Origin of the sequence: Pseudomonas sp. M30-35, from assembly GCF_002163625.1 — a bacterium.
GTDB lineage: Bacteria > Pseudomonadota > Gammaproteobacteria > Pseudomonadales > Pseudomonadaceae > Aquipseudomonas.
In genome coordinates, this window is record NZ_CP020892.1 from 3,537,688 (window position 1) to 3,549,368 (window position 11,681).

The window sequence follows — 11,681 nt, forward strand, 5'->3', positions numbered from 1 at the left end:
CTAGGCAGACTCAAATTGCGCCAACTCGAATGCCAGTGCTTCAAAGCGTGGCCCTTTGATGCCGATGCAAACCAGCTGATTTACCGCCGGATCACGCCGCGCGGGTAACCAGCGGGGCACGCCACCACTCAACTGAAAAACCTGGGGCGTCTGCTGCCCTGTCCGCGCCAGGATGCCCTTGGCGCGCAGCACAACATCGGCATATTGCTGCAGTAATTGCTCCAATCGCTCGCCATCGATTGCACCGCGATAGCTCAGGCTGACCGAGCCCCACGCCGCGTCACGGCTTTGATTTTGAACCGGTACAGGCGTGAGAGATCGTACCGCGGGCCGGTTCGCAGCCGCACATGACGCACCATTGGTGTTAAGCCATGCAGCGGGATTGATAGGTTCAAGCAGCTCCAATGCTTGGGCATATGCCTCAGAATTCGCCGGTGGCAGACGATTAACAACGATTTGATCCGCCCCGGCAATCTGTGACCGCCAGACATCTGCTGTGTAGCGATCCCCGGCATGCCGAGTGATTTGACTGCCATCAACCAGACAGATCACCGAGGCCAGTTGCATCTGCCGTGAAGTTCTGGCGATATCAGCAATGCGTGCCGGCTCCGCCACACCGCTTGCTTCAATATAGATTGCAGCAGGACGCGGTTCCAAGCGCATGGCCTGAGCCAGCTGCTCAGCTAGGGTGCCGCCAAGCGTGCAGCAAATGCAGCCATTGCCCAGTCTCAGAATCTGCTCATCACGGTACTCGATAAGCTCGGCGTCAATATTGATATCGCCAAAGTCGTTGACCACGATCAAGCTGTCACCGGGTAAGCCCTGACGAATCAAATTATTCAGATACGTGGTCTTGCCCGCGCCAAGAAAGCCGGTGATCACGGTAAACGGCACAGGCTCAGGTGTCGGCATTGACCTTGCCTCCAAGCACCGTCGCCAGTACAGCAATATGACGCAACTGAGCGGGTTCGACGGTTAGCGGATCTTGATCAAGCACGACCATATCCGCGAACTTACCCACTTCAAGACTGCCGACCTGATGATCAAGGCGCAGCGTATAGGCTGCGCCGAGCGTGATCATTTCAAGTGCCTCGCTAACGGTGACGCGCTCATGCTCACCGAGTACTTCACCCGAAGCACTTTCACGCATCACTGCGCACCAAGCCGTGAACAACGGCCCCAAAGGTGTCACAGGTGCATCGCTGTGCACCGCCGTCGGAATCCCCAAGCGCCGCGCTGACGCCAAGGGTTCAAGCCTACGGCTGCGTTCAAACCCCAGCGTGCGGCTACGGTGTATGTCGCCCCAGTAATAGAGGTGATTAGCGAACATGTTCAAACAAAGGCCGAGTTTAGCGGTGCGTCGCAGCTGTGCGTGATCTATCACCTGACAGTGCTGCAACGTGTGCCGGTGATCAGCACGAGGCCACATATCCAAGGCTTCCTCAACCGCATCCAGCATCAACTCAACCGCCTCATCGCCGTTGGTGTGAATGTGCAATTGCAGACCCGCCTGATGGTAAACCTGAACCATTTTGCGCAGCGCTTCGGGGGGCGCATTCCAAATACCATTTGGATGGCCATCGTGGTAATACGGCCACTTCATACGTGCTGTATAGCCCTGAATAGAGCCGTCTGTCATCATTTTGACCAAGCCAAAATGCAGCTTGTCGCTGTTCAACTCAATGCAGCGATGTAATCGCTCTACACCTTGCTCCGGCGTCCAGGCCAGAGCACTCATCGCGGGCACCAAGCGCACCGGGAAGTCATCTGCCGACGTCACTTCCTGCAACGCTGCTATGCCTTCATCAGTCAGCGGATTGTAGAGATCGGTGATGGTAGTGACCCCAACATTGCGCGCGACCTTGCCATAGCGTTGCAATGTGTGAGGTGCCGATACAGCTTCAAACAGGTTAAGCCCCAGCGTTTCAAAAACGGCGTGCATGGCTGCCATTTCCTGTAACTCGCCGTTGGGCTGGCCGGTGGCATCAAGCATGATGCCTTCAACGCCAGAATGCTGCTGGAGGTTGGATAATTCGAGCATCTGCGTGTTTACCGACATCACATGCAAGCTCGCATGCATGACGATCACCGGGCGATCACTGACCGCGGCATCCAACACTCGACGGTCCAGTCGATCGCCCTCGAAATAAACAGGATCAAAGCCCCACGCAATCAGTGGCTCACCAGCGGGGAGCAGCGCTGCGCCCTCACGCAGGCGGTCTTGCATCGCCGCAATGCTGTTGGCACCCGGCCAATTCAAACCATCTGGGTCAATCCGATCAAAGTAACCCAGATAAAGGTAACTCCACATCGCACCTTCAAGGGCATGGCTATGCCCCTCAACAAAGCCCGGCAGAATAATATTCTCGGCAAAGCGTTGATCAAGAGTGTACTCGCCCAACTCATCCATCGTTGCCAGCGGGCCGACGCTCAGAACCCGACCATCGCGCACCGCTATATGAGTGGCCTCGGGCTGCGACGGGTTCATGGTCAGAATGCGTTTGGCGGCGTAGACGGTAATGCTCATGAGTGGGACTCCTTACCCTGTAACGGAGGCATGGTTGAGAGTTGCGGGCGGCGCAGCATTAACAACGGAATGGCCGCGAGGAAGATAAGCGCCGTACCGCCAAAGACCAGGAAGTAAGTCCAGCTGCCAAGTGAGGGCACCAGCGGAGCAAAGAAGAACAGTATGTGGAAGTTGGTGACGATGATGGCCAAGTTAAAGAAGGCCAACTCCTTGGGCACCGAGGTGCTGAAATCAGCATCCATCATGCGCAATAGCAGCAAGCCGGTACCGGTGGAGCCACAACAGCAACCAAATGCCGTGAGCGCCCGTTCCCTACCCAGGACCCCGCTCAACCTGCCGAGTAGCAAACAGCCAATCAGCGTGGCGATAGTCACCGCCAGCGTAACCAAAATGATTGGCGTCAACAGGTCATAAAGCACGGTGAACTGAATGCTCATCAAGGTGCCGACCACCATAAAATCCACGGACGAGCCGGTGATTCGCTTGAGGGTTTCATCATCCACACGATGCGACAGGCCCAGGCGATCAATGCAAAGACGCATCAAGACGCAAACCGCCAAACCATGGACAAAAAACATGTTGAAGCTAAACAGCACTGAAAGGTTGATACCGCCGAGAGTTAAGCCTTCAACTTGTGCCTGGATAAAGTTCAGCCATAAGTAGGTAATTAGGTATGCAACCCCAAGTAACCCAAGGTGATAACCCAGTGAATCGAGATTCGCCGGATGAGAAACCATTTTCCCGCTACTTGGCGCAGTCTCAGCGCGGTAGAAGCCTGACTTGAAGTCGTCGCCGATGTTTGATGCCTTATTGGCATTACGGCCACTGCGAATAAATTTCTTCGCCACTGGCACACCGATAACAAAGGCCACCAAAAAACCCAGTGATGCGTAAATCATGCCGACCTGAGCAGCGTTCTCAACGCCATACTGACCTTCCCAGATACCGCCATACGTCAGCGCTTGTCCCGGTCCTTGAGTAAAACCATGGGTCACAATCGCGCCCAACCAAGCACTGACATCTGCGCCGGTTACAGCGTCATAAGCGACTATCACCAAATAGCCGATAACCCCTTGCAGGCCAAGACTGATGGTCCAGATAAACGTCAGCCAAAGCCCGCCACGCACCACGCTGCCTCCGGAAAGCGAGGCATTTTTGCTCTTACCGGTGAGGCAAAGGGACATGAAACTAAGGGTGAAGAAGTGAAATGTCAGCGCTTGGAAATCATCCGCCTCAAACCCGGGAATTAAACCCAGAGAGAGCAAGATGAATCCAACTACGCCGCCAATAATGCTTGCTGGCGCCAGCGAGCTACGGAGCAAACCGATTCGATTACGCAAGACACTACCCAGCAGCAACATGCTGGCGAGCAAGGCAAAAGCCATTACTCCGTGGAATGTACTTTCCATTGTCAGTCCTCTACATATGCTTATTCTTGGAATGGCAGATAGACGTTATTGCGAGTTTTTTGTGAGTCGTGGCTCACTTGTTGTTCTATTTCACTGTCACTTGAAACCATCGGTTAGCGACTGCCTGCGGAGCGGCGAGCAGGCTTCAAAATCACGACAGCAAAGCAAACTTAAAACTCTGATGATGATTTGTATAATATCAATTAGGCAATTATTGATACTTATCAGGCATCGATAATGATCTGCCTTATCAAGCGCAATCAGCCCAGGGTTTAGATATAAAGCAGAAAAATAAGCGCCACAGGCCTATAACAGGCACGCTCTAGCAAGCCGGATCACGGGGAAAGAAGGTGTGATACCGAAAACGGCGTGATGATATTTGGAAACCACTTCAGCTTCACACGGCGAAACGCTTATCCAAACCGCTGTAGCCCATGCCGATGCCTTTATGCACTTTTAGCTGCACAGGAATGCGCTCCTTCAGCGCTTCGACGTGGCTGATGACACCAATCATCTTGCCGCTGGCGTTCAGGCTGTCCAGTGCATCAAGCGCCACTTCCAGCGTCTCACCGTCAAGGGTGCCGAAACCTTCATCGAGAAACAGTGAGTCGATACTGGTTTTGTGGCTGACCAGATCAGACAGCGCCAACGCCAGCGCCAAACTGACCAGGAAGCTCTCACCTCCGGACAACGTCTTGGTGTCGCGTGCAACATCGGCCTGCCAGGTATCAATCACCTCAAGCTCCAACTCACCCTGAGTTTTGCGCCCTAACTGATAGCGGCCATGCAGGCGTTCGAGTTGCTGGTTGGCCAGATAGACCAAGTGGTCAAGCGTCAGGCCTTGTGCGAACTTGCGGAATTTTGCGCCATCAGCCGAGCCGATCAAACTGTTGAGTTGTTGCCATAAATCGTAATCACTTTGCTGCGTGGCAATCTGCGCAAACAGCCCTTGCTGACTTTCACGGCGCGCATCATCACCTTGAATCTGAGCGCGTATCTCGCCCCGGCGTTCGGTCAAGGTTTTAAGTTCGCCGCTGAGTGTTTGCAGATTAACCAATAACTGCTCATCGTCGACCTCGTTAAACAGTGCTGCTTGTTCAGTGGCTTGCAGCGCGTTTAAGCGCTGTTCACAATCCTGCTCCAACGCTTGCGCAGCGGTAATGTCGTGGGTTAGACGCTGCAATAACTCGCGCAAACCTTGACGCTGTTCATCGTCCAGTAGAGCCGCTAAAAACTCAGTTTCGTCACTAAACGGGCTGGCCGTCAGCGCGGTTTGCCAAGCTTGCGTCTGCTGCAACTGCTCCTGCTGCTCGTCCTCAATTCGCTTGAGTACGGTTTGCAATTGCCCCTGTAACTGATCGCGCTGCTGCTGAGCGGGTTGCCAAGCACTCTGCAAGCTTTGCAGTTGCGCTTGCGGTTGAGCAACTGGAGATAACTCTGCACGATCATCTTCGCCTTGCTCGGCCCAGCGTTGTTGCCAATTCTGCGCCTGTTCTTGCGCCTGCTGGACCCGATGCTGCTGCTCCTTGATCTGACTACTGAGCTGCTGACTCAGCTCTTGATCAGCACGCCAATCTTGCCAAGCCTGCTGTTGCTCCTGCAGCCAGCGTTGTGGGTCGTCAGGCAGGGTGTAGCCTAAGGCTTGCAAACTGCTGCGCAGATCGGCCAAACGGTTTGCATGGTCGGACTCAAGCTTTTGCAGCGCGATAACGCTGTCTTGCTGACGTTGCTGCTGATGGGTTTGCTGGGTCAGCAGCGCCTGTACCTGTGAGGTGCATTGATTTGCCTCACGCTCCGCCTGCATCTGTTGCTGAGCACTCTGTTGCGCAGCTTGCTTGAGCTGATCGAGCTGAACCAAGCGTTGCTGTTGCTGCATCACATGCTGGCTATTTAGCTGTTGCGCGGCAATCACCTCTTTTGCATCGCTAAGTGTCTGGCCAAGCAGTTCGCAGCCTTGCTGCCAACGCAGATCGCAATCGGCAATGGCTTGTTCAGCCACGCCAATTTGCGCTTGGTTTTGCTCGATTTGCGCCTTGGTCACTTCCAGCCTGGCACTTAGCGCTTCACCTTGACTGCGCACAGCATCTTGCTCAAGTTGCTTTGAGTGCAGTGCTTGTTCGGTTTCAGAGAGGTTCAACGCCTGATACTCAGCGATCGCCGGATGGGTAAGCGAGCCGCATAACGGGCAAGCTTCATCGGGCTGCAGCGCCGCACGATAGTGTTCCAATTGTTGGATACGCTGCTCTTGCTCAAGCAGCTTTTGCTTATCACTAATCTGTTGTTTGAGAGCAACAAACTGGCTGCGCAGAGCATCACGCTGCTGGCTTAGCTCAGCTAGCTCACGTTGCTGAGCAGCAAGCTGAGTTTGCGCTTGGCTGTGTTGCTCAACATGTTGCTGACGCAGGTTTGCCAACGCCTCGAGGTGCTCAAGTTGTCGAGCACGATCAGTCAGTTGCTGCGACTGCTCACGCAACTCGACATCTGTCTGTCCGGCTAAAAGAATTTCGAGTTGTTGTTGCGCCTGCTTGGCGGCTTGCTCAGCCTGCGCTAGCGTGGTTTGGGCAGTGCTTAGCGCAGCCTGCTGCTGCGTCAGGTCGCCGCTTAGCTGACTCAGTTGCTGACCAATTTGCAGTTGCTTGGTTTGCTCTAAGCCCTGCTCTTGCTGGCTTTGTTGCAATGCAGCAAATTGCTGCTGCCAAGCATTCAGGTACTCGCCCAACTGCGCACGCTGTGGCTGCGCCGCTATGCGCTGAGCAACCTGATCAGCACGCTGTTGCAGCGTTGCCAGCGTCTGCTGCTGAGTATTCAACACCTGTTGACTCAACTGCTGACCTTGCCAGGCGTGCTGACAAATCGAGAGCAACACAGCATCGTGTTGTTGGCGTAATTGCTGAGCAAGTTGTTGGCTGGCGTGCAGTCGTTGAATAATTTGTTGCTGCGCCTGGTAAAGCGGCTGTAACTGACTCGCCGGCTCGCTGGCGGTTAGTCGCTGTAGCTGTGGTTGAGCATCGATCAGCGCTTGTTGCGCGGCGCCAGCTTGCTGCTTCGCACGCTGCTGCTGCGCTTGCGCATTGATCTTAGCGTCGCGCCATTGCTGCTGAGCCTGCAAGGCGTTTTGCTCAGCCACCAAGCGCTGCTCATCAAGGGTCAACCGTGCAACTTCCTCGGCCAGCTCTACGCGCTGCTCTGGGCTGAGCAACTCAACGCCTTCGGCCTTAGCCCGCAGTTGATCAAGTGCCGCCTTCACTTCACGGGTTTGCTCAAACACCCGCTGCGAAATCTGCCCGTAAATATCGGTGCCGGTGAGTTCTTCAAGCAACTCCGCGCGCTGATTAGCGTTAGCCTCAAGAAAGGCGGCGAAGCCACCCTGAGCCAGCAACATCGACTTGGTAAAACGTTCAAAATCGAGCCCCGTGAGGCGTTCGGTTTCGCGTAGCTTCTCATTGATTTTATCGGTGACGATTTGCCCGCCAGCCATTTCAGCCAGCTCAACCTTCGGAGCCTGCAACGCACCGTCGACCTTATCGCGAGAGCGGCGCTGGCTCCAGAACGCCCGGTACCCCACACCTTTCACTTCAAATTCGACTTCAGCCAAACACTCCGCAGTGTGCCGGGTCATCAACTCATTACTGCTGGCAGACACCGTATTCATCCGCGGCGTGCGGTGATAGAGCGCCAAGCAGATAGCATCGAGCAAAGTGGTTTTACCGGCACCGGTTGGCCCGGTAATGGCGAATAACCCGTTGTCCCTGAAAGGCTCAGCAGTGAAGTCGACCTTCCACTCGCCCTTGAGTGAGTTAAGGTTCTTAAGACGCAGGCTGAGGATTTTCATGCAGGGGTCACTGGCGGTGATGAACGGCTATTCTGGCATGTTCAAGTGTGGCTTGCAGGGGTTAGTCAGCAGGATCCACAGGTTATTCGCGTATTGATATGCCACCGATTTGGCGAATCATTGTTTGAACCATGGTGGACAAGCTTCGCGTTGTCGCACCCTACGTAAGCGAAAGGTGATGAGTAGGGTGGACGGCGCTTTTCCGTCCACCATTGGGCAAGGTTTATATCGCTCTGCAACGAACTAGAGTTGCTAGGCTGGACTGCTCGCTACGAGTGATAAAAGGCTAGCAGGTTATTATTGCAGTCCCCTGTTGCAACCAGCCGTTCTATTCTCCCTGCAACTCTTCAAGCGTCTGTCGATATAGCGCAGACAGTCTCACTTGCTCGGTCTTATCCAGTGTTTCGGTGCTCAGGCGTTGGGCAAAGACTTGTTCGGGGCTGAGTTCATCGAGGGTCTCATTTGACTCGCTGAATAAGCTGGCAGATGCCGTACCACGCTCACGACGGATGCGCAGTACTTCAACGGGCAAGTCCTCACACATTGCGCCAATCCGCATTTGCAGGTCGCTTAGGTAATCATCGGTGCTGACCTGAATTTCCAGCCATACGGGCCGCTCACTCGAGCCTTGTTTGGCGGCTTCGGTAATTGCCGCTTGCAACTCTTTGAGCGAGCCGCGTAGCGATAACAGCGGTTGCACACGTGGAACCGCGAGTGCCGTCACTTGCTGCAAGCCGTTAGCATTCAACTCAACCAGCAGGACTTCCTTTTGTTGACGAGCTTCATCGAAGCTCAGCGCAATTGGAGAACCGCAATAGCGAATATGCTCAAGCCCAGCGACCTTCTGCGGACGATGGATGTGCCCGAGCGCGATGTAGTCTGCCGCTGGAAACGCATTGGTTGGAAATGCCTCCAGCGCACCCACATAAATTTCCCGCACCGATTCACTGGCGCTAGCGCCCACTGTAGTCAGGTGGCCTGTGGCAATAATCGGTAAGTGACCGCCCAGCTCAGCCTGCTTGGCTTGAGCCAAATCAAACAGCGTTTGGTAATGCGCGGCGATCGCCTGTTGCAGCGACAACTGCTTTTCAGAGGCACTCTGCCCCGCCTGGCTTTGCAGCACATCACGCGGGCGGATAAACGGAATACCACAAAGCAACGCGCCTGGGGTTCCGTCACGCTGATTGAGTACCAGCAGTTGATCGGCGATGTTTGCGCACACACCGGGAATTACCCGTGTATCGAGCTGCTCAAGCAAGGTCTTGCTTTCACCCAGCATTGCCACCGAATCGTGGTTGCCACCCAGCACCACCAGCTCACAGCGGGCGCTGCGCAACTCGACGATAAAGCGATTGTATTGCTCACGTGCGTAACTCGGCGGCGCCCCGGTGTCGAATATGTCCCCGGCAATAATTAGCGCATCGACCTGATGCTCCAGCACTTGTTCAATCACCCAACTGCAAAACTGCTGATGTTCAAACTGGCGGGTCTTACCCATAAAGTGCTGGCCAAGGTGCCAGTCGGATGTGTGCAAAATGCGCATGGTTAGCTGAGCACCCAGTCTTTGACAATTACGTGGGTTTTAACTTTTTGCATCCCCGGATAATTTTCGATTTCACCGCGTATTTCGCTGAATCGTTGCATGCTCGGCGCTTCAATATAGACCAGCATGTCGGTCTCTCCACTGATACCACTGCAGCGGCGAACTTCACTAAATGTTCGCATACGCTCCACGTAGTTCTCGCAGCGCCCACCGCTGTAAAACAATTCAAGATAGGCCTTGACCACCACCGCACCTGATTCGGCCATATGCGCGTGATAACCGAGAATCGTGCCATTGTTTTCGAGTTGGCGAATACGTTCACCCACCGCTGAGCGCGAAAGGTTTATCTCACGCGCTATCTGGCTAACCGATAAGCGCGCATCACCGCGCAACAGCGAGATGATCTGTTGATCAAATTTGTCCACTTCAAACATCCCAGGCAAACAAGTTGACGACTACTTCCGCCACTTTGACGGTCACTAACGCCACTTCGACCGAACCCTAACTCATTCAGCCGATTTATTATTGAGGCAACTTCAACGGGCTCTAAAGCGCAGGTTTTACCGTGCTGCGCCAGCGCCGGATGTGTCGCCATTAAACTTTTTCAGAGCATACCCCATGAGCCGTCTAAACCAAGAACTAAGCTTGCTACAAGGTATCGGTTTACTCAGTACCTCGCTGCTTGGAACTGGAATATTTATTATTCCCGCACTGGCCGCAACCAGTGCCGGTCAGGCATCACTGTGGGGCTGGTTGATATTGATCGTGCTGGTGTTGCCCATCGCCTTCACCTTCGCCCAACTCGGGCGTCACTTCCCCCATGCAGGCGGTGCGCCACATTTGATTGGCCGCGCGTTCGGTGTGCGCATGGAACGCGTCAGCGCTTTACTGTTTTTTGTAGCAGTGCTGCCCGTTGGGTTGCCTGCAGCGCTCAATATCGCCAGCGGATTTTGGCAGGCGTTGTTCGACCTCAATAGCAGCCAATTGTTAATGGTCCAACTCGGCACGCTTGGGCTGATTCTGCTGCTCGGTCAACGTCCCGCGAAAGCTTCTGGGTTGATTCAAAGCCTGATCGCCTTGGCCATTATCGCAACCATTGGCTATATCTGGTGGGCCGGTGATCTACCCCTCAACAATCAACCTCTGCTGCCGCTTAACAGCGACTTGAGCCTGATACCAGCTGCAATTGGCGTGATGTTTTGGTGCTTTGTCGGCATCGAGGCATTTACCCACATGGGTGAAGAATTCAAGAACCCGCAACGCGATTTCCCCATCGCCATGTTACTTGGGGTTTTACTGGCAGGGCTAGTGTACTGGGCGTGTTCGGTCGCGGTGCTGAGTTTTAATACCTACGGCGACGTTAACAGCGACGCCACATCATTACCGCGCATGCTTGATTTGCTTGCCGGAGACAAAGCACGCTGGCTCAGTGCGATCATCGGCTATCTGGCCTGTTTTGCCTCGATGAATGTATACATCCAAGGCTTTTCCCGACTGATCTGGAGCCTGGCAGACGAACAAAAGTTGCCGGCTAGCCTGGCCCAGCGCAATGGCCACGGCGTACCCAGTCGTGCGTTGTTTTTAGTGATACTGATCTGCGCAGTTTGCGCGACGCTGGCGTGGAGCCTGTCTGTTTCGATCGATCAGTTGATCCGCTACGCCAACGGCAACTTTATTCTTATCTATCTGCTGAGCATGGCCGCTGGCTGGTTGTTACTCAAAGGCATCTGGCGTTGGGTCGCAGGCTTCAGCACGGTGCTGTGCACAGTTTTGCTGGTGTGCCTGGGCATTGATGCAAGTTACGCACTCGGCATGTTCGGCGCACTGATAATCATCGACAAGCTAAACAGCCGACGGCGCGCAGCAATGCAAAACAGCAAGGCGGTCCTGTGCCACAAAGCACTCTGAAGTGAGGCGCAGCCAAGACAGCCTTAGCGAATCGCACAATGGCTGTCTTGGCTAAGCGCCGCCCAGGTAAACAGCCTGACTACTTGTGAGCGATGGGTTTATCGCTGAACAGGTATTCCTTGAGCTGTTTATCGAGCGCTGGATCACGCCGACGAATCCATTCGAGCACCATGGCCGCATGCTCTTTTTCTTCGTCTCGGTTATGAATCAAGATAGCTCTGAGCTCATCATCCTTGCAGGCATCGACCCGCTGGTTGTACCAGTCAACCGCTTCGAATTCCTCCATCAGCGAAGTAATCGCACGGTGCATATCGCGGGTTTCATCAGTCAACTCGCCGATGGGCTCGTGATAGCCTTCATTCGACATATTCATCTCCAGATCAGGCACCGTATCCACGGCGTTCATTGGCTGCGTTATGGCTTGCCCTTGCCGAAACTCTGCAAGCACAGCGTTGCGCAATT

8 protein-coding genes are annotated in these 11,681 nt (G+C 54.4%); 1 reads left to right on the plus strand and 7 read right to left on the minus strand.

The features are described from left to right. From B9K09_RS16360 to B9K09_RS16385, 6 genes are all read right to left on the minus strand, one after another. Positions 1–912, minus strand: a complete 912-nt coding sequence (locus B9K09_RS16360; protein WP_087517819.1) for a GTP-binding protein — start codon at positions 910–912, stop codon at positions 1–3. Beyond that, positions 899–2,527 carry an amidohydrolase gene (locus B9K09_RS16365; RefSeq protein WP_087517820.1) on the minus strand — a complete coding sequence of 543 codons (1,629 nt, stop codon included), beginning with the start codon at positions 2,525–2,527 and terminating at the stop codon, positions 899–901. Before B9K09_RS16365 ends, B9K09_RS16360 begins: the two co-directional genes overlap by 14 nt. Beyond that, on the minus strand, positions 2,524–3,936 hold the full coding sequence (locus tag B9K09_RS16370; protein WP_256574058.1) for a sodium/glutamate symporter: 1,413 nt from the start codon (positions 3,934–3,936) through the stop codon (positions 2,524–2,526). The genes B9K09_RS16365 and B9K09_RS16370 overlap by 4 nt, the downstream gene beginning before the upstream one ends. Positions 3,937–4,333: 397 nt before the next feature. Continuing rightward, positions 4,334–7,768, minus strand: a complete 3,435-nt coding sequence (locus B9K09_RS16375) for an AAA family ATPase (protein WP_087517822.1) — start codon at positions 7,766–7,768, stop codon at positions 4,334–4,336. Positions 7,769–8,096: 328 nt separating this feature from the next. Continuing rightward, the gene (sbcD, locus tag B9K09_RS16380; RefSeq protein WP_087517823.1) at positions 8,097–9,311 is read right to left on the minus strand and encodes an exonuclease subunit SbcD; all 1,215 of its coding nucleotides are present in this window, start codon (positions 9,309–9,311) and stop codon (positions 8,097–8,099) included. Positions 9,312–9,313: 2 nt separating this feature from the next. Then, the gene (locus tag B9K09_RS16385; protein WP_087519134.1) at positions 9,314–9,736 is read right to left on the minus strand and encodes an Lrp/AsnC family transcriptional regulator; all 423 of its coding nucleotides are present in this window, start codon (positions 9,734–9,736) and stop codon (positions 9,314–9,316) included. A 193-nt stretch (positions 9,737–9,929) separates the two neighbouring features. Between B9K09_RS16385 and yjeH the strand changes: the two genes are divergently transcribed. Next, complete coding sequence (gene yjeH, locus B9K09_RS16390; RefSeq protein ID WP_087517824.1) at positions 9,930–11,219, plus strand: L-methionine/branched-chain amino acid transporter; 1,290 nt, start codon at positions 9,930–9,932, stop codon at positions 11,217–11,219. Positions 11,220–11,298: 79 nt separating this feature from the next. Here yjeH and B9K09_RS16395 read toward each other — a convergent pair whose 3' ends face one another. Beyond that, positions 11,299–11,586 (minus strand): encapsulin-associated ferritin-like protein, encoded by a 288-nt coding sequence (locus B9K09_RS16395; RefSeq protein ID WP_087517825.1) that lies wholly within the window; start codon positions 11,584–11,586, stop codon positions 11,299–11,301. Between the last annotated feature and the right edge of the window lie 95 nt (positions 11,587–11,681).

What these genes read in the sequence shown, in the direction of transcription:
- B9K09_RS16370 (WP_256574058.1), bottom strand. Translation starts at nt 3,936, where the DNA reads ATGGAAAGTACATTCCACGGAGTAATGGCTTTTGCCTTGCTCGCCAGC.
- B9K09_RS16375 (WP_087517822.1), bottom strand. Translation starts at nt 7,768, where the DNA reads ATGAAAATCCTCAGCCTGCGTCTTAAGAACCTTAACTCACTCAAGGGC.
- B9K09_RS16395 (WP_087517825.1), bottom strand. Translation starts at nt 11,586, where the DNA reads ATGTCGAATGAAGGCTATCACGAGCCCATCGGCGAGTTGACTGATGAA.
- sbcD (WP_087517823.1), bottom strand. Translation starts at nt 9,311, where the DNA reads ATGCGCATTTTGCACACATCCGACTGGCACCTTGGCCAGCACTTTATG.
- B9K09_RS16365 (WP_087517820.1), bottom strand. Translation starts at nt 2,527, where the DNA reads ATGAGCATTACCGTCTACGCCGCCAAACGCATTCTGACCATGAACCCG.
- yjeH (WP_087517824.1), top strand. Translation starts at nt 9,930, where the DNA reads ATGAGCCGTCTAAACCAAGAACTAAGCTTGCTACAAGGTATCGGTTTA.
- B9K09_RS16360 (WP_087517819.1), bottom strand. Translation starts at nt 912, where the DNA reads ATGCCGACACCTGAGCCTGTGCCGTTTACCGTGATCACCGGCTTTCTT.